The 25,226-nt window shown below is 68.7% G+C and carries 22 protein-coding genes; 14 read left to right on the forward strand and 8 right to left on the reverse strand.

Going from position 1 to position 25,226, the window contains the following annotated elements:
- Positions 1–48: 48 nt before the first annotated feature.
- Complete coding sequence (locus AC5Y30_RS04180; RefSeq protein WP_499916558.1) at positions 49–2,451, reverse strand: CaiB/BaiF CoA-transferase family protein; 2,403 nt, start codon at positions 2,449–2,451, stop codon at positions 49–51.
- A gap of 219 nt (positions 2,452–2,670) precedes the next feature.
- Here AC5Y30_RS04180 and AC5Y30_RS04185 point away from each other — a divergent pair, with 219 nt between their 5' ends.
- The 4 genes from AC5Y30_RS04185 (at position 2,671) to AC5Y30_RS04200 (ending at position 7,868) form a co-directional block, all read left to right on the forward strand.
- Positions 2,671–3,588, forward strand: coding sequence for an undecaprenyl-diphosphate phosphatase (locus AC5Y30_RS04185; protein ID WP_499916560.1), 918 nt, complete (start codon positions 2,671–2,673; stop codon positions 3,586–3,588).
- Positions 3,589–3,694: 106 nt separating this feature from the next.
- On the forward strand, positions 3,695–4,555 hold the full coding sequence (locus AC5Y30_RS04190; RefSeq protein WP_499916563.1) for an SDR family oxidoreductase: 861 nt from the start codon (positions 3,695–3,697) through the stop codon (positions 4,553–4,555).
- 30 nt (positions 4,556–4,585) lie between these two features.
- Entirely contained in the window at positions 4,586–6,967 is a 2,382-nt protein-coding gene (locus AC5Y30_RS04195; protein ID WP_499916565.1) for a phosphoketolase family protein, read from the forward strand.
- A 145-nt stretch (positions 6,968–7,112) separates the two neighbouring features.
- A complete protein-coding gene (locus AC5Y30_RS04200) occupies positions 7,113–7,868 on the forward strand; it encodes a CPBP family intramembrane glutamic endopeptidase (RefSeq protein ID WP_499916567.1) in 756 nt (251 codons plus the stop codon).
- A gap of 7 nt (positions 7,869–7,875) precedes the next feature.
- Here the strand turns inward: AC5Y30_RS04200 and AC5Y30_RS04205 are convergent, their stop codons facing one another.
- The 6 genes from AC5Y30_RS04205 to modA form a co-directional block, all read right to left on the reverse strand.
- Positions 7,876–8,904, reverse strand: a complete 1,029-nt coding sequence (locus AC5Y30_RS04205; protein WP_499916569.1) for a zinc-binding alcohol dehydrogenase family protein — start codon at positions 8,902–8,904, stop codon at positions 7,876–7,878.
- 47 nt (positions 8,905–8,951) lie between these two features.
- On the reverse strand, positions 8,952–9,251 hold the full coding sequence (locus AC5Y30_RS04210) for a GlsB/YeaQ/YmgE family stress response membrane protein (RefSeq protein ID WP_499916571.1): 300 nt from the start codon (positions 9,249–9,251) through the stop codon (positions 8,952–8,954).
- Between the two features lie 137 nt (positions 9,252–9,388).
- On the reverse strand, positions 9,389–10,501 hold the full coding sequence (locus AC5Y30_RS04215) for an alanine and proline-rich secreted protein Apa (protein ID WP_499916572.1): 1,113 nt from the start codon (positions 10,499–10,501) through the stop codon (positions 9,389–9,391).
- 121 nt (positions 10,502–10,622) lie between these two features.
- Positions 10,623–11,723, reverse strand: coding sequence for a sulfate/molybdate ABC transporter ATP-binding protein (locus tag AC5Y30_RS04220; protein WP_499916574.1), 1,101 nt, complete (start codon positions 11,721–11,723; stop codon positions 10,623–10,625).
- A gap of 2 nt (positions 11,724–11,725) precedes the next feature.
- Positions 11,726–12,520 (reverse strand): ABC transporter permease, encoded by a 795-nt coding sequence (locus AC5Y30_RS04225; protein WP_499916576.1) that lies wholly within the window; start codon positions 12,518–12,520, stop codon positions 11,726–11,728.
- 8 nt (positions 12,521–12,528) lie between these two features.
- Positions 12,529–13,293, reverse strand: coding sequence for a molybdate ABC transporter substrate-binding protein (gene modA / locus AC5Y30_RS04230; protein ID WP_499916578.1), 765 nt, complete (start codon positions 13,291–13,293; stop codon positions 12,529–12,531).
- A 183-nt stretch (positions 13,294–13,476) separates the two neighbouring features.
- On the opposite strand from modA, the gene AC5Y30_RS04235 reads away from it, so the two are divergent.
- The 4 genes from AC5Y30_RS04235 (at position 13,477) to AC5Y30_RS04250 (ending at position 17,190) form a co-directional block, all read left to right on the forward strand.
- On the forward strand, positions 13,477–14,148 hold the full coding sequence (locus AC5Y30_RS04235; RefSeq protein WP_499916580.1) for an SDR family oxidoreductase: 672 nt from the start codon (positions 13,477–13,479) through the stop codon (positions 14,146–14,148).
- A 52-nt stretch (positions 14,149–14,200) separates the two neighbouring features.
- Positions 14,201–15,118, forward strand: coding sequence for an LLM class F420-dependent oxidoreductase (locus AC5Y30_RS04240; protein ID WP_499916581.1), 918 nt, complete (start codon positions 14,201–14,203; stop codon positions 15,116–15,118).
- A 113-nt stretch (positions 15,119–15,231) separates the two neighbouring features.
- Positions 15,232–15,612, forward strand: coding sequence for a DUF4189 domain-containing protein (locus tag AC5Y30_RS04245; RefSeq protein WP_499916583.1), 381 nt, complete (start codon positions 15,232–15,234; stop codon positions 15,610–15,612).
- 192 nt (positions 15,613–15,804) lie between these two features.
- A complete protein-coding gene (locus AC5Y30_RS04250; RefSeq protein WP_499916585.1) occupies positions 15,805–17,190 on the forward strand; it encodes an NAD(P)/FAD-dependent oxidoreductase in 1,386 nt (461 codons plus the stop codon).
- A gap of 71 nt (positions 17,191–17,261) precedes the next feature.
- Here the strand turns inward: AC5Y30_RS04250 and AC5Y30_RS04255 are convergent, their stop codons facing one another.
- The gene (locus AC5Y30_RS04255; protein ID WP_499916587.1) at positions 17,262–17,690 is read right to left on the reverse strand and encodes a PaaI family thioesterase; all 429 of its coding nucleotides are present in this window, start codon (positions 17,688–17,690) and stop codon (positions 17,262–17,264) included.
- 319 nt (positions 17,691–18,009) lie between these two features.
- On the opposite strand from AC5Y30_RS04255, the gene AC5Y30_RS04260 reads away from it, so the two are divergent.
- The 6 genes from AC5Y30_RS04260 to AC5Y30_RS04285 all read left to right on the forward strand — a co-directional run bounded on the left by AC5Y30_RS04260 (position 18,010) and on the right by AC5Y30_RS04285 (position 25,123).
- On the forward strand, positions 18,010–18,429 hold the full coding sequence (locus tag AC5Y30_RS04260) for a BlaI/MecI/CopY family transcriptional regulator (RefSeq protein ID WP_499916589.1): 420 nt from the start codon (positions 18,010–18,012) through the stop codon (positions 18,427–18,429).
- A gap of 14 nt (positions 18,430–18,443) precedes the next feature.
- Entirely contained in the window at positions 18,444–19,394 is a 951-nt protein-coding gene (locus AC5Y30_RS04265) for a M56 family metallopeptidase (RefSeq protein ID WP_499916591.1), read from the forward strand.
- A 101-nt stretch (positions 19,395–19,495) separates the two neighbouring features.
- Positions 19,496–20,965 (forward strand): NADP-dependent phosphogluconate dehydrogenase, encoded by a 1,470-nt coding sequence (gene gnd / locus AC5Y30_RS04270; protein ID WP_499916592.1) that lies wholly within the window; start codon positions 19,496–19,498, stop codon positions 20,963–20,965.
- 53 nt (positions 20,966–21,018) lie between these two features.
- Positions 21,019–22,455 (forward strand): GuaB1 family IMP dehydrogenase-related protein, encoded by a 1,437-nt coding sequence (locus AC5Y30_RS04275; protein ID WP_499916594.1) that lies wholly within the window; start codon positions 21,019–21,021, stop codon positions 22,453–22,455.
- Between the two features lie 260 nt (positions 22,456–22,715).
- Positions 22,716–24,086: a hemolysin family protein gene (locus AC5Y30_RS04280; protein WP_499916596.1), complete on the forward strand. Its 1,371-nt coding sequence runs from the start codon at positions 22,716–22,718 to the stop codon at positions 24,084–24,086.
- Positions 24,083–25,123 carry a hemolysin family protein gene (locus tag AC5Y30_RS04285; RefSeq protein WP_499916598.1) on the forward strand — a complete coding sequence of 347 codons (1,041 nt, stop codon included), beginning with the start codon at positions 24,083–24,085 and terminating at the stop codon, positions 25,121–25,123. The genes AC5Y30_RS04280 and AC5Y30_RS04285 overlap by 4 nt, the downstream gene beginning before the upstream one ends.
- Positions 25,124–25,226 lie beyond the last annotated feature (103 nt).

Consider the following 25,226-nt stretch of genomic DNA (forward strand, 5'->3'; position numbering starts at 1 on the left):
CGAATTTAGCGTGGCTATGGATCCGGCCGCCCCGCCGGCCCTCGACCGCTAAGCGGTGTCGGCCGGGATCGACAGCACGCCGTCGTCGATCAGCCGCTGGATGTCCGCGGGGTTCATGCCCAGCAGGCTTCGGCAGATCTCCACGGTGTCCTGGCCCGGCAGCGGCGCCGGGGCCTGCCGGGCCGCCGGGATGTGCCGAAACGGCGCCGGGCCCGTCTCGGCCGGCAACGGGCTTTCGATCAGCGGATGCACCATGGGGCTGTAGACGTGTCGCGCGGTCAGCTGCGGGTCCTCGAGCACGTCCGGCGGACGATTCATCGGCCCGGCCGGGACGCCGGCCGACTGCAGCAGCTCGGCCGCCCGCAGCGGCGTCCGCGTGCGGGTCCAGCCGGAGACCAGCTCCACCAGCTCACCGCGATGGGCCAGCCGCCCTTCGCCGGTGGCGAAGCGGGGATCGTCGGCCCACCCCGCGTGGTCGAAAACCGCAGTGGCCCTGCGCCATTCATCGTCGGATCGAATCGAGATGACGCACCACTCGTCGTCACCCGCGCAGGGGTAGACCGCATGCAGGGCGGTATCCTCGCGGATCTGAGCGACGCCCGCGGCCCGCGCGGCCTCGGTGACATACAGCGTGTCGAGCTGGTTGACCACGACTTCGGCCTGTGAGACATGCACATGGGCTCCGCGGCCCGTCCGGTCGCGGTGGATCAGCGCGGCCAGCGCCGCGATCGCGGTGACCCGGCCCACCACATGGTCGGGAAAGACGGTCGTCGCGTCGTAGAACCCGTGCCTGCCCGGGCCGGCCTGGCCCTCGGCGCCGTCGGACGTCCAGAGCCGGGTGACCCCCGTGGTGGCGCGGACCAGCGGGCCGTAGCCCAACCGCGCGCTCCACGGCCCCGTGTCGCCGAACGCGCTGCTTTCGGCCAGCACAATCCGCGAGTTGATGGCGCGCAACTCGTCGTAGGAAAAGCCCAGTGCCGCAAGCGTTCCCGGCTTGAAGTTGGCGAACACCGCGTCGGCCTCGGCCACCAGGCGCCCGAAGATCTTCTTGCCTTCGGCGCTGCGCAGATCCAGTCCCAGCCCCCGGTTGTTGCGGTGCGTCCAGGCGAACGACTCGCTCATGGCGTCGCCGATCCGGGCCTGCCGCAACCCGTCCGGATAATCAACGCTTTCGACCTTGATGACATCGGCGCCCAGGTCGCCGAACAGGCGACTCAACTCGCCTCCGGCGACGATGATGCCCAGGTCGAGGATCCGCAGCCCGGCAAACGGATACTCGCCGAGCCGGCCCGACGACGACGGCACCACCGAAGGGCTTCCGCGCCAATAGGGTTCGTCGGATCCCGCGGCCGGCACCGGCGTCCGAAAACCCGCACGCCGACCGTCGACGACGAAATATCCGGTCGGCACGCTGGTGCGCACGCCTGGGACGAGTTCGGCGTCGGTGATGGCGCCCACCGCCCGGAAGTGTTCGCTCTCCAGGATCCGCGCGGGTGTCAGCACCGCGGCGATCGGCACCCCGTGCGCCTGGCCGGCGGCCACCAGGTCCTTCATGGTCTGTCCGGCGAACAACTCCTCGATCAGCCGGCTGATCTGCGGCCAGGCCGCGAACCGCGCGCCGATCGCGTCGTACTTGGGGTCCTGAAACTCCGCCGGCTCCCCCAGCCAGCGCCGCAGGCCACGCCATTGCCGCGGCGCCATCACACACAGCCGTACGTAACCGTCCTGGCACGGATAGATCGGGTAGGCGTCCTGGTTCTTCGGCCGGCCCCGCCACCGCCCGCTGCGGCGGACGCCTGCGGCCGCCTGTCCGTGCGCGCCGAATGCGGGATCGAGGGCCATGACGACGGCGTCGAACCAGGAGAAGTCGATGTAATCGCCTGTGCCACAGCGTAATCGGTTGTAGTACGCCGCGAGCGCCGCCCATGCCGCCTGGGCAGCGGCGGTCGCCGACGCGATACCGTCCGGCGGCAGCACCGGGGTGCCGGTGGTGGGGCCCGACCGCGACAGCGCGCCGCACATCGCGTACAACACGGGATCGGCGGCGCGCCATGACGACCGCGAACCCGTCGCGCCGAAGTCGGTGATCGACAACACCACCAGGTGCGCGTAGCGGGCCGCCAGCTCCTCGCCCGAGGTCCCGAACATGGCCCCGCGCTCGTCGGCGCCGGTGTCCACGACGATGTCGGCCTCGGCGGCCAGGTCCAGAAAGCGGGCGCAATCCTCGTCGTCGAACGGGTCGAGCACCGCACTGCGCTTGTTGGCGTTGTGCACGGCGAACGGAATGCTGGTTCCGCGCAGCGTGGGTGCGGCGTCGCGGCCAAGGCAACCGCCTGGCGGCTCCACCTTGAGGACGTCGGCCCCCAGGTCGGCGAACAGCCGGGTCACCGCGTCCGCATCGCCGCTCGACAAGTCGAGAACGCGCACGGCGTCGAGCAACCCGTCGGCCATCTGCACACCGTACCTGCCTGGTCAGGCCGCTGCGCGACGACCTTTCCCTTCGTCGGCCGACCACCGCGACGGCCAAATTGCCAGGCAGGCAAGCCGATTCGGCGAACGCACCGTCGGCCCTGAAGCAACGCTCAGTCGAAGGTCCGCGCCGGCGCGGCGTCGGCTATCGTCACAGGCCGATCCGCCAGGCCCTACCCGTCGTCTCATGGAGGCTTCCCTATGACCGCGCACCTGAGCTACGTCGAGGCCGTCGTGGTCGGCGCGTTCCAAGGTGTCACCGAGTTGTTCCCGGTCTCCAGCCTGGGGCATGCGGTGCTCGTGCCGGCGCTGGTCGGCGGTCGATGGGCCCAGGACCTCAGCGTGTCCGCCCCCAAATCGCCCTACCTCGCGTTCATCGTGGGCCTGCATGTGGCCACCGCCGCCGCGCTGCTGGTGTTCTTCTGGCGCGACTGGGTGCGCATCCTGACGGGGTTCTTCACGTCGCTGCGTCATCGGCGGATCGAGACGCCCGACGAACGGCTGGCGTGGCTGATCGTGGCGGGCACCATCCCGGTGGGTCTGGCCGGGCTGGCACTCGAACAGCTGTTCCGCACCACGCTGGGCAAGCCCGTCCCTGCGGCGGCCTTCCTGTTACTCAACGGCATCGCGCTCTACGTCGGCGAGGTGCTGCGCCGGCGCATCGCGCCGGCACCGGATGAGGCCGCGATGGGCGGGGTGGAACTCGAACATGGTGACGAGGCCTCCGACCACCGACTCGCCCAGCTCCCCCTGCCCCGCGGCCTGGTGATCGGTGCGGCGCAAATCCTGGCGCTGCTGCCCGGCATCAGCCGCTCGGGGATCACCATCGTGGCCGGCCTGTGGCGCGGCTTGTCACACGAAGACGCCGCCCGGTTCTCCTTTCTGCTTGCGACACCGATCATCCTGGCGGCGGGGGTGTACAAGATCCCGGAACTGTTCGGGCCGCTCGGCGCCGGAATCGGTGGCCAGGTGCTGGCCGGCAGTGTCGCCTCGTTCGTGTGCGCCTACCTCGCCGTGCGCTTCCTGACGCGGTATTTCGAAACTCGCACCTTGACGCCGTTCGCGGTCTACTGCGCCCTGGCCGGCGCGGCCAGCCTGGTCTGGTTTGCCGTGAGCTGAACCGTCGAGCGCCGGTCACCGGCGATTGTTGCGCGGCGCGCCTCCGAGTGCTGTGCTTAGCCGGTCGTCTGAGTTGACACCCGTCAAGAATTTGGAGGGGACCGGCATGGCAGACACGGCTGCGATTGGCCTGAAGGGTGAGGGCCGGCTGAAAGGCAAGGTCGTGGTGATCACCGGTGGGGCCCGGGGAATCGGGCTGGCCACCGCGACCGCGCTGCACAAACTGGGTGCCAAGGTCGCCATCGGCGATGTCGACGAGGCCACGGTCAAGGAATCGGGCGCCGACCTGGGCCTCGAGGTGTACGGCAAACTCGATGTCACCGACCACAATTCGTTCTCGGATTTCCTGGATCGGGTCGAACGCCAACTCGGCCCGATCGACGTGCTGATCAACAACGCCGGCATCATGCCCGTCGGCAGGATCGTCGACGAGCCGGACGCGGTTACCCGTCGCATTCTGGACATCAACGTCTACGGCGTGATCCTGGGCAGCAAGCTGGCCGCCCAGCGCATGGTGCCGCGCGGCAAGGGGCACGTCATCAACGTCGCCTCGCTGGCCGGTGAGCTCTACATCGTCGGCCTGGCCACCTACTGCGCCAGCAAGCACGCGGTGGTCGCGTTCACCGACTCGGCCCGGCTCGAATACCGGTCGGCCGGGGTCAAGTTCTCCACCGTGTTGCCGACGTTCGTCAACACGGAGCTGGTCGCCGGGACTCCGGGGATGAAGGGGTTCCGCAACGCCGAGCCCGGCGAGATCGCCGACGCGATCGTCAACCTGGTGGCACACCCCAAGCCGCGGGTGCGGGTCACCAAAGCCGCGGGCGCAATGGTGGTGTCGCAGAGGTTCTGGCCGCGCCGGCTCGCCGAGGCGCTCAACCGGATGCTCGGCGGTGATCACGTCTTCACCGACGACGTCGACGTCGCCAAGCGCCGGGCGTATGAAGCCCGCGCCCGCGGCGAGGAGTAGCAAGACGGATCGGTGGGAACAATCGGTGAGATGACCGACGCAACCGCGCTCTCCGACGACGAACTCGCCCTGATCGACAAGTACTGGCGCGCCGCCAATTACTTGTCGGTCGGCCAGATCTATCTGCTGGACAACCCCCTGCTTCGCGAGCCGCTGGCCACCGAGCACGTCAAACCGCGCTTGCTGGGGCACTGGGGCACGACGCCCGGGCTCAACCTCGTCTATGCCCATCTCAACCGGATCATCCGCAACCGCGACGCCGACGTCATCTACGTGACCGGCCCGGGCCACGGCGGCCCCGGGCTGGTGGCCAACGCCTACCTAGAGGGCACCTACAGCGAGGTGTACACCGGCATCGAGGAGGACGCCGAGGGCCTGCGCAAGCTGTTCCGTCAATTCTCTTTCCCCGGCGGCATCCCCAGCCACGTGGCGGCCCAGACGCCGGGATCCATCCACGAGGGCGGTGAGCTCGGCTACGCGCTGGTGCACGCCTACGGCGCCGCCCTGGACAACCCCTACCTGGTGGTCGCGTGCGTCGTCGGCGACGGCGAGGCCGAGACCGGGCCGCTGGCCGCCAGCTGGCATTCCAACAAGTTCCTCAACCCGGTGACCGACGGCGCGGTGCTGCCCATCCTGGCGCTCAACGGCTACAAGATCGCCAACCCGACGGTGCTGGCCCGCATCCCGCACGACGAGCTGGAATCGCTGCTGCGCGGCTACGGCTACCGGCCGATCACGGTCGCCGGGGACGATCCGGCCGACGTGCACCGGCAACTGGCAGCCGCGCTCGACGACGCCTTCGACGACATCGCGGCCATCCAGGCCGCGGCCCGCGGCGGCGATCAGGCGCAGCGACCGGTGTGGCCGATGATCGTGCTGCGCACGCCCAAGGGCTGGACCGGGCCCGAGGTGGTGGACGGCAAGAAGGTCGAGGGCACCTGGCGTTCGCATCAGGTGCCGCTGTCCGAGACGCACGACAATCCCGAGCACCGCGCCCAGCTCGAGCAGTGGCTGCGCAGCTACTCCCCCGAGCAGCTCTTCGACGAAAACGGCAGGCTGCGTGACGAATTGCGGGCGCTCGCACCCACCGGAGATCGCCGGATGAGCGCCAACCCGCACGCCAACGGCGGCCTGTTGCTGCACGACCTGGACCTGCCGGACTTTCGCGACTACGCCGTCGCCGTCGAGCGGCCGGCGGCCACCGCGCATGAGGCCACCCGGGTGCTCGGCGCGTTCCTGCGCGACGTGATCGCCCGCAACTCCGACCGCTTCCGGCTGATGGGGCCCGACGAGACGGCGTCGAATCGGCTCGACGCCGTCTACGGATCGACCGACAAGGTGTGGCTCTCGGAGGTCGAGCCCGACGACGAGCACCTCGCGCCCGACGGCCGGGTGATGGAGGTGCTCTCCGAGCACCTGTGCCAGGGCTGGCTGGAGGGCTACCTGCTGACCGGCCGTCACGGGTTGTTCAACTGCTACGAGGCATTCGTGCACATCGTCGACTCGATGCTCAACCAGCACGCGAAATGGCTTGCCACCAGCCGCGAATTGCCGTGGCGCCGCCCGATCGCGTCGCTCAACTACCTGCTGAGCTCGCACGTCTGGCGCCAGGACCACAACGGCGCGTCCCACCAGGATCCGGGCTTCATCGACCTCGTCGCCAACAAGCGTCCCGAGCTGACCCGCGTCTACCTGCCGCCGGACGGCAACACGCTGCTCTCGGTGGCCGATCACTGCCTGCGCAGCCGCGACTACATCAACGTCATCGTGGCCGGCAAGCAGCCCGCGCTGACCTACCTGGACATGGACGACGCGGTCGCGCACTGCACCCGCGGCCTGGGCATCTGGGATTGGGCGAGTACGGCCGCCGACGAACCCGACGTGGTGCTGGCCTGCGCCGGCGACATCCCCACCCTTGAGACGCTGGCCGCCGCCGACATCCTGCGCCGCGAGCTGCCGGAGCTGGGCGTCCGGGTGATCAACGTCGTCGATTTGATGCGGCTGCAGCCGGATTCCGAGCACCCGCACGGTCTGCCGGACCGCGAGTTCGACGCGCTGTTCACCCGCGACAAGCCGGTCATCTTCGCCTACCACGGCTATCCCTGGCTGATCCACCGGCTCACCTACAGCCGCGCCAACCACGCCCACCTGCACGTGCGCGGCTTCAAAGAACGCGGCACCACGACCACGCCCTTTGACATGGTGATGCTCAACGATCTGGACCGCTTCCACCTGGTGATGGACGTCATCGACCGGGTGGACGGGTTGGCCAGTCGCGCGGCCATGCTGCGTCAGCGCATGGTCGACGCCCGCCTCGCGGCGCGGATGTACACCCGCGAGCACGGCGAGGACGACCCGAAGATCGCCGGCTGGACCTGGGAGTCGAGCGAGCAGAACGAACGCAGTGAGTGATGGGAGCGAGACGACCCATCGGACCTGGACGGCCGAGTGAGCAGACGCCGAGTTTGCCGTGATGGCTGCGCTCAGGGCGCCGACCACAACCGTGATGGCAATCTCGTTGGGCTGTCGGGCCGTCGGCCGCCGGTAAACTGGTCGGATGCTTGACGCCACCGCGACAGCCGACATTCGGATGTCCGAGCTCTCGGCGTTGCACCGCTACCGGATCCACCTCGACATCGCCGTCGTCGTAGTCGTGCTGGTGGTGACCAACCTGGTCGCCCACTTCACCACCCCGTGGGCGAGCATCGCCACGGTCCCGGCAGCGGCTGTCGGGCTGGTCATCTTGATGCGTTGGCGGGGCTTGGGCTGGGCGGACCTCGGCCTGGGTCGCGAGCACTGGAGGCCTGGCGTCGGTTACGCGCTGGCCGCCGTGGCCGTCGTGGCGTCGGTGATCGCGCTGGGCGTGCTGCTGCCGGAGACCCGGCCGATGTTCATGAACAACCGCTACGCGACGATCTCCGGCGCGATGGTCGCCTCGATGGTGGTCATCCCGCTGCAGACCGTCATCCCCGAGGAGCTGGCCTTTCGGGGTGCCCTGCACGGCGCACTCAATCGGGCCTGGGGCTTTCGCGGCGTCGCGCTGGCGGGTTCGTTGTTGTTCGGGTTGTGGCATGTCGCGACGTCGTTCGGGCTGACCAGCAGCAATGTGGGTTTCACCCGGCTGTTCGGCGGCGGGCTGGTGGGCATGATGATCGGCGTGACGGGAGCCGTCCTCGCGACAGGGGCCGCCGGATTCGTCTTCAGCTGGCTGCGCCGGCGCAGCGGCAGCCTGATCGCGCCCATCGCGTTGCACTGGTCGCTGAACGGGCTCGGTGCGCTGGCCGCCGCGTTGGTCTGGCACCTGTCCACCTGACGCCGAATCAGACCAGCAGCACCGCTGCACCCGCGATACGGCCGGCGCTCAGATCGGCCAGCGCCCGATCCGCCTGTCCGAGTGGATATTCCGGCGTCGTCACCTCGATGTGGTGAGTGCTCGCGAAGTCGAGGAAGGCCCGCGCGTCGGCCCGGGTGTTGGACGTGACCGACCGGACCTGGCGTTCCTGGAACAGGTGACGCTGGTAGTTCAGGACCGGGATGTCGGACAGGTGGATCCCGGCGATCGCCAGGGTGCCGCCGCGATCCAGCGCTTCCAGCGCGGGCAGCACCAGATCGCCCACGGGTGCAAACAGGATGGCGGCATCCAGCGGCGCCGGGGGCGGATCGGCGGCGCCTTGTGCCGACGCCGCGCCGAGCTGCAACGCCAGTTCTTGCGCCCGGGATCCGCGGGTCATCACGTGCACCTCGGCGCCTTGCGCCAGCGCCACCTGGGCGGTGATGTGCGCGCTGCCGCCGAAGCCGTACAGGCCCAGGCGCCCGCCGGGCGGCAGCTCGGCGCGCAGCAGCGAGCGATAGCCGATGATGCCCGCGCACAACAACGGGGCCAGCTCGCTATCGCTGTAGCCGCTGGGCAGGGGGTGCGCGAAAGCGGCCGGGACAGTGGTGAATTCGGCGTAGCCGCCGTCGGCGTCCCAACCGGTGTAACGGGAGTGCGGGCATAGGTTCTCGTCACCACGGCGGCAGTATTTGCACACGCCGCAGGTGTGGCGCAGCCAGGCGATGCCCACCCGGTCCCCCACCTGGAATTCGCCACCGGCCTCAGAACCCATCTGGATGACCTCACCGACCACTTCATGGCCCGGGGTGACCCGGTCCCGGTGGACCGGAAGGTCACCTTCGGTGACGTGCAGGTCGGTGCGGCAGACGCCGCAAGCGCGCACGGCCACAAGGAGTTCGGAGGGTCCTGGGCGTGGCACCTCTGCGGTGACTTGCTCCAGCGGGCCGCTGTTCATCGGCCCGGGGCGACGTACGCGCCACGCGCGCATTGCCGTGGTGGTCACCGGCGGAGGCATCAATCCATCATGCCGCTAACCACCACGGCCGCAACGGGATAAGCCGGTTACGTCCTGCGCACCATCCCGACGACCCAGAGCAGCAGCAGGGCGCCGAGCAGCGCAGTGAAGAACGTGAAGATGATGCCGCCACCAGCGGTGTTGACGAAGAAGCTCAGGATGAAGCCACCGATCAGGGCGCCGATGATCCCGATGATTATGTCCATCACGATGCCGGCGCCGCTGCCCCTGATGATCCTGCTGGCGAGGGCTCCGGCGAGCCCGCCGATGATGATGTAACCGATCCAGCCGACGCTGGTCAAAGTGCTGGAGCGGGCAAGAAATTCAGTAGCTGCCATGACGGTCATGAAAGTCTCCTCGCAATCACTGGCAAAGCCCAGCTGTTTGCTGGGCCGTCATTCCGGTATACCCGGCTTGGGTCACGAAACGAGTGCCGAATTGGAGACGGTTGACCAGTCGGTTTCGCGTCCCTCGAGCCGCTCGGTCAGGTCGAGAGCGTCTGCTGCGGTGTCGGTGTGGGGGGCGGGCTGACCTCGGAGGCCGGCGCGCCCGGAACCGGCGCGGGTGCGCCCGGTGCCGCGGGCGCTCCCGGTGCCGCAGGCGCTCCCGGTGCCGCGGGTGCTCCCGGTGCCGCGGGTGCTCCCGGTGCCGCGGGTGCGCCAGGAGCCGGCGCACCGGGGGCCGCCGGCGCTCCCGGCGCGGCGGGTGCTCCCGGAGCGGCGGGGCCGCCTGGAGCCGCAGCCGGTGTCCACGCCTGGATCGATTCGGCGAGCGCCTTGGCCGCGCCCCTGTCCACCGGGTCGTTCGAGGTTCCGAGCCACACCACGAACCAGCGTTGGGCGGTCCCGCCGTTAGCCGAACCGATGACGCCCGTCCAGATCTGGCCGTTCGGCTTGGACGCGTCGCTGAACTTCACTTCGTAGTACGACGCGCTCCCGGTGCTTCCGTTACTTCCGTTGAGCGGGGTCGCGTCCTGGTTGATCCGGGTGCCGGGATAGGGCATGAAGAACTCGCCCATGTCCGACCCCAGCCGCACCGCGGCCTTGGCATTATTGGCTTCCGCACTGGCGTACAGCTTCTGGTCCAGGCGGCCCATCACGATGCGCGTGTCGTTGGCGACCGCTGGCGGCTGATCGGGCGCCGGCGCCGGGCCGGTGACCTTGCTCAGCAGCGCCGAGCCGTAGTCGAGGTGCGACGCGTCCGACTCCACCCAGCCGGCCGGCAGGACATAGCTGAATCCGCCGACCGCGTTGGTGACCCGCCCGGCGTTAGGGTCGGCCGGCGGTGGTGGCGGTGCATTCGGGTCGACGGGCGGTGGCGGCGCCCCGTTGGGGTTGAGCGGCGGCGGCGGGACCGCGTTGGGATCACCCGGCGCCGGTTGCGCATTCGGCGCCGGAGCGGCCGGCGGAGCGTTGGTAGCCGGCGCCCCCGGCGGCGCCGTGGCCGTGCTCGGCGGCACCGGCGTGGGCACCTCGGGATCGGCGTTGGAAGCCGCCGGCAACGCGATGGCGAATGCGCTGGCACCGGTCACCGTGGTGATCGCCAGCGTCGTCCACAGTCCTTTGCGACGGGTCGAGGTCGGGTCCACCTGTTCCATGGCGACGAACCTACCGTGTTACCGCTGTGACGCAAGGGTGATTGCGGACTATTGCTGCGTGGATTTACCGATGTTGCCAGTGAGCAATGTCGAAAGCCCGAGACGCGTTGCGCCCGGCGCCTCAGCGGGCGGAGGGATGCAGCGACACCTCATGCGCCTTGACCGAGAACCACACGCGATCCCCCGGCACAAGTTGGAGCTCTGACGCGGCGTCGACGGTGATCTCCGCGGCGAGGCCCGGAGCGCCGTCGGGTTGCTGCGCGCAACGCACCCACACCGCCGGTCCGCGGACATCCAACTCCGCGACGGTGACCTCAACGGTGTTGCGGGGGCTACCGTGCGGGCGCTCGCGATAGACGGCCACCGCCGTCGGTGGAAAGACCACGATCGCATGCTGCTCCGGCGACAACGCGCCACTCGCCGCAGCGGCCGCGTACCACCGGTCGCCGGAGTCCGCGCGCAGCGAGCCGTCACCGGCAACGGTTCCATTCACCAAGTTGATGCCCGCGATCCGGGCCGCGAAATGGCTGCGCGGTGTGCTGAGAACCTCGGCTACCGGGCCGATTTCGGCGACCTTGCCGGACTCCAGCACCAGGACGCGGTCGGCCAGGGTGAATACGTCCAGCAGGTCGTGGGTGACCAGGATCGCCGCACACCCGATGCGGGTGATGACGTTGCGCAGCACCGCCCGGATCGCGGCGGCCGCGGCGACGTCGAGGCCGGCCAGCGGTTCGTCGAGGAGCAAGACGTCGGGCTCGGCCGCCAGCGCCCGGGCGATCGCGACTCGCTGGGCCTGTCCGCCGGACAGCTGTCGCGGTTTCCGGTCGGCGAAGCGCTCGGCATCCACCTCGCGCAGCCAGCGCAGCGCCGTCGCCGTCTGGGCGGCGCGCGCCGAGCGCAACCTCCCGCGCCGGCTATGCGGTCCGAACGCGACGTTCGCGGCAACACTCATGTGCGGAAACAGCAATGCGTCTTGCAGCAACAGCCCGACCCGACGGTCGTGGGTCGCCACGTCGATGCCGGCCGCAGGGTTGAACAACTCTCGGCTCCCCAGCCGCACCACGCCGTCGTCGGGACGAAGGAGCCCCGCGATGACATGCAGCACGGTCGATTTGCCCGCGCCATTGGGTCCTAGCACGGCGAGCACCTCGCCCGCGGCGACGGAGAACTCCACGTCCACATGTCGGTCCGCGACGACCGCGCGCAGGTGCAGATCGCTCATGGTCACCCGATGCCGGATCCGGTCAGCCGGCGAGCGCCAAGGCCCAATACCACCAGGGCCGCCACCACCACCAGCAAGATCGACAGCGCCACAGCGGCATTGGCGTCGGTGACCCGTTGCAGGTAGATCTCCAACGGCAGCGTGCGGGTCACCCCCTGCCGGGATCCGGCGAACGTCAGCGTCGCGCCGAACTCGCCGAGCGAGCGAGCAAAAGCCAGCACCGCCCCGGACACCACGCCCGGCAACAGCAGTGGCAGGGTGACCCGCCACCAGACGACGCTCGGACGCGCGCCCAGCGTCGCGGCCACCGCCTCGAACTCGGCGCCGGCGGCGCGCGCCGCGCCCTCCAGGGAAATCACCAGGAACGGCAGCGAGACGAAGGTCTGTGCGAGTACCACGGCGGTGGTGCTGAACGCGATGCTGACGCCGGCGGCTTCCAGGTAGCGACCGAGCAATCCGAGTCGGCCGAACGCGTACAGCAGCGCGATTCCGCCCACCACCGGCGGCAGCACCAACGGCAGCAGAATCAGGGGCCGAAGCAACCGGATCGGCCGGGCCCTGCCGCGTGCCAGCACCAGCGCCATCGGCACTCCCAGCGCCACACACAGCACCGTGCTGGCGGCGGCGGTCTTGAGGCTCAGCAACAACGCCGTACCCGACGATGAGCTGGTGATCAGCGACCAGAAGTGCGGCCAATCGACCTTGACTGCGATGGCCACCAACGGCAGCACCACGAAGAGCGTCCCCACCGCCGCGGGAACGTACACCCACCGGGGCAGATCCGTCGGCCGGTGCATCCGCGGTCTCAGGGCTTCGCGAAGCCGGCCTGGGCCAGGATCTGCTCCCCGGCCGGTGACGTCACCAGGTCGACGAACTTCTCCGCCGGCGCGGCCAGCGGCGCCTTCTTCAGCACACCGATGGGATAGACGTTCACCGCGCCGGCGGCCTCCGGGAAGTTCACCGTCGCGACCTTGTTGCCGGCGGACTTGGCGTCGGTGACGTAGACCAGCGCGGCATCGGCCTGACCGCTGGTGACCTTGTTGAGGGCATCGGTGACGCTGAGTTCCTCGCTGACCGGGCGCAGCCGCACCCCGGTGCTGTCTTCGACTCGCTGGGTCGCTGCGCCGCACGGCACCGGTTGCTGGCAGATCACCACGTTGAGTCCGGGCTCGGCCAGATCGGCGAAGGAAGTGATGGCCTTCGGATTGCCCGGGGCGGTGACGATGACCAGGGTGTTCGCCGCGAAGTTCGCCGGGTTGCCGGTCAGCAGGCCGGACCTGCTGACCTTGTCCATCTGGGCGGTGTCGGCCGAGGCGAACACGTCCGCGGTGGCGCCCTGCGTCAACTGCGTGGCCAGGTCGGACGAGCCGGCGAACTCGAACTCGACGCCGATGCCCGGATTCTGGTCCGTGAACCGCTGGCCGATCTGGGTGAACGCCGGCTTGAGCGACGCCGCGGCGAACACCATCACCTTGCCGGCCGGCGGCGAGCCCGCCTTCGACCCGCACCCGATCAGGCCCGCCAGAAGTACGGTCGAAACCGCAGCGGCCAGGATCCCGATCCGACGCATGGATGAACCCTAGCCCGCCGATGATGCGGCCGCTTGGCGGTTGAATCGCCGCAAGAAAGTAGCGGCCAAATAGTTACAGAAACGATCCGCGCGTCGCGCCGGGTGAAGTTTCGCCGACTAGCTACTGTCCAGTAACATGTCTGGGACCGATGCCATAACGCGTGAACACGAGGAGGTCATGGCATGGAGGTGCTGGTTACCGGCGGAGACACGGACCTAGGGCGCACGGTAGCCGAGGGCTTCCGCGATGACGGCCACAAAGTGACCCTCGTGGGCGCACGCAAGAGCGAGCTGGAGATCGCCGCCAAGGAGCTCGAGGTCGACGCGATCGTCTGCGACACCACCGACCCGGCCAGCCTTGAAGAGGCCCGCGCGCTGTTCCCGCATCATCTGGACACCATCGTCAACGTGCCGTCGCCCTCCTGGGACGGCGGCGACCCACGCACCTATTCGATCGCCGATACGGCCAACGCCTGGCGTCACGCCCTTGACGCCACGGTGCTTTCGGCGGTGTTGACCCTGCAGGCCGTGGGCGACCACCTTCGCTCGGGCGGCTCCATCATCAGTGTGGTGCCCGAGAACCCGCCGGCCGGCAGCGCCGACGCCGCCATCAAGGCGACGCTGTCGAACTGGACCGCGGGCCAGGCAAGCATTTTCGGCACCCGCGGCATCACGGTCAACGTCGTCGCGAGTGGACGCAGCGCCGAGCCCGGCTATGACGGACTCTCCCGCACGCCGGCACCCGTGGCCGCCGAGGCCGCGCGGTTGGCGCTGTTCTTGACCACGCCGGCGGCTCGCCACATCACCGGCCAGACCCTGCACGTGAGCCACGGCGCGCTCGCCAGTTTCGCCTGAGGCGTAGCGCGCACCCTTCTCCCGCCAGAGGCCGATCGCTACGGTAAGTGTCGTGGCTATTCGACTCGGTTTGCAGATTCCCAACTTCTCCTACGGCACCGGGGTAGAGCAACTCTTTCCCACCGTCATCGCCCAGGCCCGCGAAGCCGAATCCGCTGGATTCGATTCGGTTTTCGTGATGGACCACTTCTACCAACTGCCGATGTTGGGATCGCCCGATCAGCCGATGCTGGAGGCCTACACGGCCCTGGGAGCCCTGGCCACCGCAACCGAGCGGGTGCAGCTGGGCACCTTGGTGACCGGCAATTCGTACCGAAATCCGAGTCTGCTCGCCAAGACCATCACCACACTGGACGTGGTCAGCCAGGGCCGCGCGATTTTGGGGATCGGTACCGGATGGTTTCAGCTCGAGCACGACCAGCTGGGCTTCGAATTCGGCACCTTCACCGACAGATTCAATCGGCTCGACGAGGCCCTGGAGATCATCCTGCCGATGATCAAGGGCGAACGGGCCACCTTCTCGGGCAAGTGGTACCAAACCAGCGAGGCGTTCGCCAATCCTCGCTTCCGCGACCACATTCCGCTGATGATCGGCGGCAGCGGAGAAAAGAAGACGATCCCGCTCGCGGCAAGGCATTTCGACCACCTCAACGTGATCGCGGGTTTCGACGAGCTGCCGCGCAAGTTGGACGCGGTGCGCCGGTCCTGCGAGGAGGTGGGCCGCGACCCCGTCACCCTGGAAACCAGCACGCTGACCACCGTGATGATCGACGAGAACGCGAGCCTGGACCAGATTCCCGCCGAGATGACGCAGCGGATGGTGGTCGGCACGCCGGATTCGGTCGCCGATCAGATCAAGACCAAGGTGATCGATGCGGGCGTCGACGGCGTGATCATCAATCTGCCCTTCTACACACCCGGCGTCATCGAGGCGGCCGGGAAAGCGCTGCGCCCGCTCGTTGGCCTGTAGACGGTGGCGGCCGTGTGGAGTCGCGAAACGGCCATGGCGCGGTAATACTTCGGTGTAGCAGCGTTCACCTGTGCCACGGCGGCGCAGCGCAGAAGCGAAGGGCCGGAACCGCCATGAAGATTCGAGCCCTGGTGGCGATCGCGGTCGGCGTGGCGTTCGCCCCGATTCCGAATGCGCTCGCCGACAACAATTGGATCGCCATGGCGATATCGGACTCCACCGGCCACATCAACATCGCCGACGGAGCCTCCAGCCAGGGCGCGGCAGAGAAGGCTGTGATGGACACGTGCCGCAAGAGCATCAGCGACTGTCGTCTGCTGGCCAGCGGCCAGGGTGGCTGCATGGCGCTCGTCTTGAACGCGGCGAAGTCCCGATACTTCGGGGGTTGGGGTCCGACGCGCGAAGAGGCGGAAGCTGCGGCGCTGGGGCGCGCCCCCGGCGGAACGATTCAGGACGGCCACGACCACTGTGCGGGAGAAGGCTCCACTGGGTGACGACGGCTTCGGTTGGCTAGGCTGATATCTACGCCACAATCGCGGTCGCTCACCAGGTATTTCACTTCCGCACACCGTTAGTGTTGCAAACAACACATGCGTATCGGCTAGGTCCCGGGGTATCCGCATTACTAGCGTGGTGGCTAAATGCAGTCGCGCGTCCAGGAGCCCCCCGTCAGGAGCAGCGGAAACATGAGCCCCCAGCCAGAAACCCCAGCTGGATCGGAGCGCCGTCATCAGGTCGTCATCATCGGCTCGGGATTCGGTGGACTGAACGCGGCAAAGAAACTGAAGCACGCGAACGTCGACATCAAACTGATCGCCCGTACCACCCATCACCTGTTCCAGCCACTGCTGTACCAAGTGGCGACGGGCATTGTGTCCGAAGGCGATATCGCGCCGCCCACCCGTGTGGTCCTGCGCCGCCAGCGCAATGTTCAGGTGCTGCTCGGCGACGTCACCCACATCGATCTGGAGGGCAAGTTCGTGGTGTCCGACTTGCTCGGGCACACCTATGACACGCCCTACGACAGCTTGATCATCGCCGCCGGCGCCGGCCAATCGTATTTCGGCAACGACCATTTCGCCGAGTTCGCCCCGGGCATGAAGTCGATCGACGACGCGCTCGAGGTGCGGGGCCGGATCCTGAGCGCGTTCGAACAGGCCGAGCGGTCTCGCGACCCGGAGCGACGCGCCAAGTTGCTGACGTTCACCGTGATCGGGGCCGGGCCCACCGGCGTCGAAATGGCCGGGCAGATCGCGGAATTGGCGTCCTACACGCTGAAGGGCTCCTTTCGGCACATCGACTCGACGCGGGCGCGGGTGATCCTGCTCGACGCCGCGCCCGCCGTGCTACCGCCGTTCGGCGACAAGCTGGGTCAGCGCGCGGCGGCCCGGCTGGAGAAGATGGGCGTGGAGATCCAACTGGGCGCGATGGTGACCGACGTCGACCGCAACGGCATCACTGTCAAGGATTCCGACGGTACCGTCCGGCGTATCGAATCGGCCTGCAAGGTCTGGTCCGCCGGGGTGTCAGCCAGCCCGCTGGGCCGCGACCTTGCCGATCAGTCGTCCGTCGAGCTGGACCGGGCCGGCCGGGTCAAGGTGCTGCCGGACCTGTCGGTGCCCGGCCACCCGAACGTGTTCGTCATCGGAGATTTGGCTGCCGTCGAAGGCGTGCCGGGCGTGGCGCAGGGAGCCATCCAGGGTGCCAAGTACGTCGCGAGCACCATCAAGGCCGAGCTCGGGGGCGCCAACCCGGCCGAGCGGGAGCCGTTCCAGTACTTCGACAAGGGCTCGATGGCCACGGTGTCGCGGTTCTCCGCGGTCGCCAAGATCGGGCCTGTCGAGTTCAGCGGCCTGTTCGCTTGGTTCGCGTGGCTGGTGCTACACCTGGTCTACCTGGTCGGTTTCAAGACCAAGATCAGCACGCTGCTGTCCTGGACGGTGACGTTCCTGAGCACCCGGCGCGGCCAGCTCACCATCACCGAGCAGCAGGCGTTCGCCCGCACCCGCCTCGAACAGTTGGCCGTGCTCGCTGCCGAGACCAAACGGCCGGCGGCCAGGCGGGCCAGCTAGCCGCCCGTTGTACCCTCCTCCAAAGAGGTTGCCGGACAGCGCATTTCACTGATAGCAGCCGTCGCTGTTGATCAGCCTTGGCGAATCTCGAGATTCTGCAGTCGCACCTGGCCGCGGGCGACGATCCGGTCGTCGGCGTCGGTGATGGTGACCAACCACAGTTGCTGGCTTCGCCCCCGGTGAATGGGCTCGGCGGTGCCGTACACCATGCCCGAGCCGATGGAGCGCAGGAAGTCGGTGTTGTTGTTGACCCCCACCACATTTCCGCCGCCGCGGGTCGCCAACCAGGTGTAGGCGGCCACACTGGCCATGCTCTCGATGATCGAGCAATAAACGCCGCCGTGAACCAAACCCATCGGCTGCAACAGCTTGGGCGTCACCTCTAGCTGTGCGCGCGCACCGTCGGGGCTGAGTTCGGTGAATTGCAGCCCGATCTCGCGGTCGAAGGGTGCGGCGAAGTCCGGCGGGAGGATCGTTTTCTGCGGCTCTGGCACGTCCATGTGTCTACACCATGGCCGCGGCACGCACGCTCGCGGCGGAATGGCGGCCCCGAAAACGGCTGAGCCCCGGGCCTTTTAGGCACGGGGCTCGCCGATCGAGTAGACCGGGGGTCGCTGCAGCCCTCAGGACGCTCACACGGTCCGTATCGCTCGACCACATCAGCATAGGCAAGGCTGCCCTAACTTGGCAAGCGGTATGGTTCTTCTTGTTCGCGGCTTGGGACGCGGCGGCCGACACAGTAATTTGTCAGGCTTCCGTACGACCGACGGTAGTAAGCCGGAGTAGTCTTGATTCGACGCTCAGGAGATGAACGAAACTATGGCCAAACTGACACGGCTGGGGGATCTAGAACGGGCCGTCATGGACCATCTGTGGTCCACGCCCGAGCCTCAGACCGTTCGCCAGGTCCATGAGGCGTTGTCGGCACAGCGCGACCTGGCCTACACCACGATCATGACCGTGCTGCAGCGGCTGGCCAAGAAGAACCTGGTCTCCCAGATCCGCGACGACCGGGCACACCGCTACGCACCGGTGCACGGCCGGGACGAACTGGTCGCCGGGCTCATGGTGGACGCGTTGGCCCAGGCCGAAGATCCGGGTGGCAGAAAGGCCGCACTGGTGCATTTCGTCGAGCGTGTCGGCGCCGACGAGGCCGAGGCGCTGCGGCGCGCGCTCGCCGAACTGGAAGCCAATCAACGCAAGAACCCGACATCTGCTGGCGCTGGGCCGGAGGGCTGAGGGACACTGACAGTGTGTCCGCGCTGGCTTTCACCATCATCGCGGTGCTACTGACCGGCCCGGTGCCGGCGATGTTGGCACGCGCGCGCTGGCCGCTGCGCGCTCCCCGCGCCGCAATGGTGCTCTGGCAAGCCGTTGCGCTGGCCGCGGTCCTGTCGGCGTTCAGCGCCGGCATCGCGATCGCCACCCGATTGCTGATGCCCGGCCGCGACGGCCGGCCCACGACCAGTATTGTCGGCGCCGCCGACCGCCTCGGCTGGCCGCTGTGGACGCTCTACGTCAGTGTTTTCGCCCTGACCCTGCTGGTCGGCGCTCGGCTTATGGTCGCGGTCATCCGGGTGGCCATCGCCAACCGGAAGCGTCGGGCCCACCACCGGATGGTGGTCGACCTGGTCGGGGTCGGCCACGGCGCCGCGAAGTCCCAGCCCTGCGCCCGCACGCGCGACCTTCGCGTCCTGGACGTCCCGCAACCGCTCGCCTACTGCCTGCCCGGCGTGCGCAGCCGGGTGGTCGTCAGCGAGGGAACACTGAGCACGCTCGCGGACCCCGAGGTCGAGGCGATCCTCACCCACGAGCGCGCCCATCTGCGGGCGCGCCACGACCTGGTGCTGGAGGCGTTCACCGCCGTGCACGCGGCCTTCCCGCGGCTGGTCCGCAGCGCCAATGCGCTCGGCGCGGTCCAGCTTCTGGTCGAGCTGCTCGCCGACGACGCGGCGGTCCGCGCCGCGGGGCGCGCTCCCCTGGCCCGGGCGCTGGTCGCATGCGCTTCGGGGCGGGCCCCGTCGGGGGCACTCGCGGCCAGCGGCCCCAGCACGGTGCTCAGGGTGCGCCGGCTGGGCGGACGCGGTAACAGCCCGCTGTTGTCGGCGGCCGCATACCTGGCCGCGGCGGCCGTATTCGTGGTGCCCACGATTGCGCTGGCCGTCCCGTGGCTCACCGAGCTGGAACGCCTGCTCAACCTCTGAGGCCGCCGATCACCGATCACCCCGGACGCCCGAGTGTTCGCTGTGCCACAGTGTCACCGAAGGCTTTTGCCGAAAGGTTCTCCTAATCGAGAGGCGAAAACATGAGTTCGTCGGATGCCCACTCCGATTCCACGACCGGCACCGCGCAGATCGGCGTCACGGGCCTGGCCGTGATGGGTTCCAACATCGCCCGTAACTTCGCCCGGCACGGCTACACCGTGGCGCTGCACAACCGGTCGATCGCCAAAACCGATGCGCTGCTCAAGGAGCACGGCGATGAGGGCACGTTCGTGCGTTCGGAGACCATCGCGGAATTCCTGGACGCGCTGGAGAAGCCGCGCCGGGTGCTGATCATGGTCAAGGCCGGCGACCCCACCGACGCCGTCATCGACGAGCTCGCCGACGCCATGGAAGAAGGCGACATCATCATCGACGGCGGCAACGCCCTCTACACCGACACAATCCGCCGGGAGAAGGCGATGCGCGAACGCGGCCTGCACTTCGTCGGCGCCGGCATCTCCGGCGGCGAGGAGGGCGCGCTCAACGGGCCGTCGATCATGCCGGGCGGCCCCGCCGAGTCCTACAAGTCGCTGGGCCCGCTGCTCGAGGAGATCTCTGCCCACGTCGACGGCGTGCCCTGCTGCACCCACATCGGCCCCGACGGCGCCGGGCACTTCGTCAAGATGGTGCACAACGGCATCGAGTACTCCGACATGCAGCTCATCGGCGAGGCCTACCAGTTGCTGCGCGACGGGCTGGGCAAGACCGCCCCCGAGATCGCCGACGTGTTCGCCGAGTGGAACAAGGGCGACCTGGACAGCTTCCTGATCGAGATCACCGCGCAGGTGCTGCGCCAGACCGACGCCAAGACCTCCAAACCGCTGGTCGACCTCATCCTCGACGAGGCCGAGCAGAAGGGCACCGGACGCTGGACGGTGAAGTCGGCGCTCGATCTCGGTGTGCCCGTGACGGGCATCGCCGAGGCGGTGTTCGCCCGTGCGCTGTCCGGCTCGGTCGCCCAGCGCAAGGCCACCACCGGCCTGGCCTCTGGTAAGCTCGGCGAGAAGCCAAGCGACGCAACACAGTTCATCGACGACGTGAGCAAGGCGCTGTACGCGTCGAAGATCATCGCCTACGCCCAGGGCTTCAACCAGATCCAGGCGGGCAGCGCCGAATACGACTGGGACATCACGCCCGGCGACATGGCGACCATCTGGCGCGGGGGCTGCATCATCCGCGCGAAGTTCCTCAACCGGATCAAGGAGGCGTTCGACTCCGACGCCGACCTGCCGACCCTGATCGTCGCGCCCTACTTCCGCAGCGCCATCGAGGAATCCATCGACAGCTGGCGCCGGGTCGTGGTGAAGGCCACCGAACTGGGCATCCCGATCCCCGGTTTCGCCTCGGCGCTGTCCTACTACGACGCGCTGCGCACCGAGCGGCTGCCCGCCGCGCTCACCCAGGGGCTGCGGGACTTCTTCGGCGCACACACCTACGGCCGGATCGACGACGACCCGGACAAGCGCTTCCACACACTGTGGAGCGCAGATCGCACCGAGGTGCCCGCGTAGCGGGGCTAGATCACCAGGGCGTGAAGGGGGCTTGAGTTGGCGGGGCTACTGCGATGAGGTTTCTCGACGGGCACAGGCCCGCATACGATTTGACCTACAACGACGTGTTCGTGATGCCGAACCGCTCGGAGGTCGCGTCCCGCTTTGACGTCGACCTGTCCACCGATGACGGCTCGGGCACGACGATCCCGGTCATCGTCGCCAACATGACCGCGGTGGCGGGGCGCCGGATGGCCGAAACGATCGCGCGGCGCGGCGGACTCGTGATCCTGCCGCAGGATCTCCCGATCACCGCGGTGCAGCAGACGGTGGAGTTCGTCAAGAGCCGCGACCCGGTGCTCGACACCCCGGTGGTGCTCGAGCCCGACGACTCGGTGTCCGACGCGACGGCGCTGATCCACAAGCGTGCGCACGGGATCGCCGTGGTCACCTTCGAGGGCCGCCCCCTCGGTCTGGTGAGCGAATCGTCGTGCCTGGGCGTGGATCGCTTCACCCGGGTGCGCGACGTCGCGATCACTGACTTCGTCACCGCCCCGGTGGGAACCGAGCCACGCAAGGTGTTCGACCTGCTCGAGCAGTCGGCGATCGGCGTCGCCGTCGTGACCAACGCCGATGGAACGCTGGCGGGTGTGCTGACCCGCACCGGCGCCATCCGCGCCGGCCTGTACACCCCGGCCGTGGATGCGCGGGGCCGCCTGCGGGTGGGCGCGGCCGTCGGAATCAACGGCGACGTCGGCGCCAAGGCGCGGTCGCTGGTCGAGGCGGGCATCGATCTGTTGGTCATCGACACGGCGCACGGGCATCAGGTGAAGACGATCGAGGCGATCCGGACGGTCGCGGCGCTGCAGCTGGGTGTGCCGCTGGCCGCCGGGAACGTGGTCTCGGCGGAGGGCACCCGCGACCTGCTGGGCGCCGGGGCGAACATCGTCAAGGTCGGTGTCGGCCCTGGAGCGATGTGCACCACCCGGATGATGACCGGCGTCGGCCGTCCCCAATTCTCTGCCGTTATCGAATGCGCTTCGGCGGCAAGAGAATTGGGCGGACATGTGTGGGCCGACGGCGGCATCCGGCATCCGCGGGACGTGGCGCTGGCGCTGGCCGCCGGGGCGTCCAACGTGATGATCGGGTCGTGGTTCGCCGGCACCTACGAGTCGCCCGGGGACCTGATGCGCGACCGCGACGACCAGCCGTACAAGGAGAGCTACGGGATGGCCTCCAAACGGGCGGTGGTGGCGCGCAGCGGCGCGGACACCGCCTTCGACCGGGCCCGCAAAGCGCTGTTCGAGGAAGGCATTTCGACGTCCCGAATGGGGCTCGATCCGGCCCGCGGCGGCGTCGAGGATTTGCTCGATCACATCACCTCGGGCGTGCGCAGCACCTGCACCTATGTCGGCGCCGCCAACCTGGCGCAGCTCCATGAACGGGTCGTGATCGGAGTGCAGTCGACGGCGGGCTTCGCCGAGGGACATCCGCTGCCGCAGGGTTGGTGACGCGGCAGGCGCGACCGGCGTGGCCCGCACTGGGCGCCGCCGCGCGGGCGCGACGCGGGCTAGCATAAGACAGCAAAGACGGAAGCAACCGCGACCGCTCCGCCACCAGGCAGCGAAAGGATCGACGTGCCGCAGGCACCCGTGCCAGCCATCGGCTCGCGGGCGCACGGGCCGTCGGACGAAATGCCCGATGGGGAGCCCCCTCCGGGGCCGTCACCGCTCGTCGGGCCTGACCCCTTCGCCGGATGGCGGCGCAGGCCATGAACGTCACCGTCACCGTAGTGAGCGTTGTGGCGATCGCGGTGCTCATCTTCGGCAACGCCGTCTTCGTCGCCGCGGAGTTCTCCCTGACCACCCTGGACCGCAGCGCCGTCGAGGCGAACGCGCGCGGCGGCGGCCGCCGCGACCGATGGATCCGCCGCGCGCACCACCGGCTGTCGTTCCAACTGTCGGGCGCCCAGTTGGGCATCTCGGTCACTACGCTGGCGGCCGGTTACCTGACCGATCCGATGGTGGAAGACCTGCCCCACCCGTGGCTGGATGCGATCGGCATACCCGACAGGGTCGGCGACGCCGTCATGGCGTTTGTGGTGCTGGTGATCGTGACGTCGGTGTCGATGGTGTTCGGCGAGCTGGTGCCCAAATACCTGGCGGTGGCGCGTCCGCTGTCGACGGCCCGCGCCGTCGTGAGCGCCCAGCTGTTGTTCTCGCTGCTGCTCACCCCGGCGATCCGGCTGACCAACGGGGCGGCGAACTGGATCGTGCGCCGGCTCGGCGTCGAACCGGCCGAAGAGCTGCGGTCGGCTCGATCCCCGCAAGAGCTGCTGTCGCTGGTGCGTTCGTCGGCGCGCAGCGGCGCCCTGGACGCCGCCACGGCGGCCCTGGTGCGGCGATCGCTGCAGTTCGGCGCCCTCAGCGCCGAGGAGCTGATGACACCCCGGTCCAAGATCGTGGCGCTGCAGACCGACGATACGGTCGCGGACCTGGTGACCACGGCCGCCGAGTCCGGGTTCTCCCGCTTCCCCATCGTCGACGGCGACCTCGACGAGACGGTCGGGATCGTGCACGTCAAGCAGGTTTTCGCCATCCCGCGGAACGAACGCCGCCGCACGCGGCTGATCACGGTGGCACAACCCGTTCCCAAGGTGCCGTCGACCCTGGACGGCGACGCGGTGATGGCCGAGATTCGGGCCAACAGCCTGCAAACCGCGCTGGTCGTCGACGAATACGGCGGCACTGCCGGCATGGTGACCGTCGAGGACCTGATCGAGGAAATCGTCGGCGACGTCCGCGACGAGCACGACGACGCGACCCCGGACGTGGTGCCAGCCGGCACCGGCTGGCGGGTATCGGGTTTGCTGCGCATCGACGAGGTGGCGGCCGCCATCGGTTTCCGGGCGCCCGAAGGCCCCTACGAGACCATCGGCGGATTGGTGCTGCGCGAGATCGGTCACATTCCGGTGGCCGGCGACACGGTGAAGCTGCCCGCGTTGGACGCGGACGGTTTGCTGGCCCCGGTGACGCGTTGGCAGGCAACGGTTATCCGGATGGACGGACGCCGGATCGACCTGCTCGAACTCGTCGAGCTGAGCAGTCAGGGTGAAGTCCCCGCGGCAGGGGCGCGCCGATGAGCGACGCCCTGGGCCTGTTGCTGGCCTGCCTGCTGATCGGGGTGAACGCGTTTTTCGTCGGCGCGGAGTTCTCGCTGATCTCGGCGCGGCGCGACCGCCTGGAGGCGCTGGCCGAGCAGGGCAGGGCGGCCGCAGTCACGGTGATCCGCGCCGGGGAGCAACTGCCGTCCATGCTGGCCGGTGCCCAGTTGGGCATCACGGCCGCGTCGCTGCTACTCGGGCGGATCGGCGAGTCGGCGGTGTCCAATCTGCTGCGGACGGCGTTGGGGCTCACCACAATTCACCCGGCGCTGTTGCACACGCTGTCGTTCGCGATCGCGCTGGCCATCGTGGTGACGCTGCACGTCCTGTTGGGCGAGATGGTGCCCAAGAACATCGCGCTGGCCGGCCCCGAGCGCACCGCGATGCTGCTCGTCCCGCCGTACCTGGCCTACGTGCGGGCCGCCCGGCCGTTCATCGTGTTCTACAACAAGTGCGCCAACGCGGTGGTGCGCGCGTTCGGCGTCGAACCCAAGGACGAGTTGGAGATCACAGTCTCCCCCGTCGAGCTCAGCGAGATGATCGCCGAATCGGAGTCCGAAGGCTTGCTGGACTCCGAGGAACGCACCCGACTCACCCGGGCGCTGCAAATTCGCCACCGCGTCGTCGGCGACGTGGCCGTCCCGCTCGCCGACGTGCACGCCGTGCCGGTCGCCGCGGCCGGCTCGGGTCCGACCGTCGGGGCCGTCGAGCAAGCCCTGGCCCAGACCGGATACTCCCGGTTCCCGGTGGCCAGCGTCGGCGGCGCCTTCCTGGGATATCTGCACATCAAGGACGTGCTGACGCTCGGCGACGATCCGCACGCAGTGATCGATCTGGCGATGGTGCGGCCGCTGCCGCGGCTGTCGCGATCGCTGCCCCTGGCCGACGCCCTGTCGCGGATGCGGCGAAGCAACAGCCACCTGGCCTTGGTGACCGACGAAGGCGGGGGCGTGGTGGCCATGGTGGCGATGGAAGACCTGGTTGAAGACCTGGTCGGCACCATGCGGGACGCGTAGTGACACTGGCCGGCCGGGGCGACTGCGCGCAGCCCGTATGATCTTCACGGCTACCAGTTAAGAAACTGCTGGACGGCGCAGCGCCGTTCGCGCGCGGAACATG

Source organism: Mycobacterium sp. NGS27 (assembly GCF_059813005.1).

What these genes read in the sequence shown, in the direction of transcription:
- AC5Y30_RS04180 (WP_499916558.1), bottom strand. Translation starts at nt 2,451, where the DNA reads ATGGCCGACGGGTTGCTCGACGCCGTGCGCGTTCTCGACTTGTCGAGC.
- AC5Y30_RS04185 (WP_499916560.1), top strand. Translation starts at nt 2,671, where the DNA reads ATGACCGCGCACCTGAGCTACGTCGAGGCCGTCGTGGTCGGCGCGTTC.
- AC5Y30_RS04190 (WP_499916563.1), top strand. Translation starts at nt 3,695, where the DNA reads ATGGCAGACACGGCTGCGATTGGCCTGAAGGGTGAGGGCCGGCTGAAA.
- AC5Y30_RS04195 (WP_499916565.1), top strand. Translation starts at nt 4,586, where the DNA reads ATGACCGACGCAACCGCGCTCTCCGACGACGAACTCGCCCTGATCGAC.
- AC5Y30_RS04200 (WP_499916567.1), top strand. Translation starts at nt 7,113, where the DNA reads ATGCTTGACGCCACCGCGACAGCCGACATTCGGATGTCCGAGCTCTCG.
- AC5Y30_RS04205 (WP_499916569.1), bottom strand. Translation starts at nt 8,904, where the DNA reads ATGCCTCCGCCGGTGACCACCACGGCAATGCGCGCGTGGCGCGTACGT.
- AC5Y30_RS04210 (WP_499916571.1), bottom strand. Translation starts at nt 9,251, where the DNA reads ATGACCGTCATGGCAGCTACTGAATTTCTTGCCCGCTCCAGCACTTTG.
- AC5Y30_RS04215 (WP_499916572.1), bottom strand. Translation starts at nt 10,501, where the DNA reads ATGGAACAGGTGGACCCGACCTCGACCCGTCGCAAAGGACTGTGGACG.
- AC5Y30_RS04220 (WP_499916574.1), bottom strand. Translation starts at nt 11,723, where the DNA reads ATGAGCGATCTGCACCTGCGCGCGGTCGTCGCGGACCGACATGTGGAC.
- AC5Y30_RS04225 (WP_499916576.1), bottom strand. Translation starts at nt 12,520, where the DNA reads ATGCACCGGCCGACGGATCTGCCCCGGTGGGTGTACGTTCCCGCGGCG.
- modA (WP_499916578.1), bottom strand. Translation starts at nt 13,293, where the DNA reads ATGCGTCGGATCGGGATCCTGGCCGCTGCGGTTTCGACCGTACTTCTG.
- AC5Y30_RS04235 (WP_499916580.1), top strand. Translation starts at nt 13,477, where the DNA reads ATGGAGGTGCTGGTTACCGGCGGAGACACGGACCTAGGGCGCACGGTA.
- AC5Y30_RS04245 (WP_499916583.1), top strand. Translation starts at nt 15,232, where the DNA reads ATGAAGATTCGAGCCCTGGTGGCGATCGCGGTCGGCGTGGCGTTCGCC.
- AC5Y30_RS04250 (WP_499916585.1), top strand. Translation starts at nt 15,805, where the DNA reads ATGAGCCCCCAGCCAGAAACCCCAGCTGGATCGGAGCGCCGTCATCAG.
- AC5Y30_RS04255 (WP_499916587.1), bottom strand. Translation starts at nt 17,690, where the DNA reads ATGGACGTGCCAGAGCCGCAGAAAACGATCCTCCCGCCGGACTTCGCC.
- AC5Y30_RS04260 (WP_499916589.1), top strand. Translation starts at nt 18,010, where the DNA reads ATGGCCAAACTGACACGGCTGGGGGATCTAGAACGGGCCGTCATGGAC.
- gnd (WP_499916592.1), top strand. Translation starts at nt 19,496, where the DNA reads ATGAGTTCGTCGGATGCCCACTCCGATTCCACGACCGGCACCGCGCAG.
- AC5Y30_RS04275 (WP_499916594.1), top strand. Translation starts at nt 21,019, where the DNA reads ATGAGGTTTCTCGACGGGCACAGGCCCGCATACGATTTGACCTACAAC.
- AC5Y30_RS04280 (WP_499916596.1), top strand. Translation starts at nt 22,716, where the DNA reads ATGAACGTCACCGTCACCGTAGTGAGCGTTGTGGCGATCGCGGTGCTC.
- AC5Y30_RS04285 (WP_499916598.1), top strand. Translation starts at nt 24,083, where the DNA reads ATGAGCGACGCCCTGGGCCTGTTGCTGGCCTGCCTGCTGATCGGGGTG.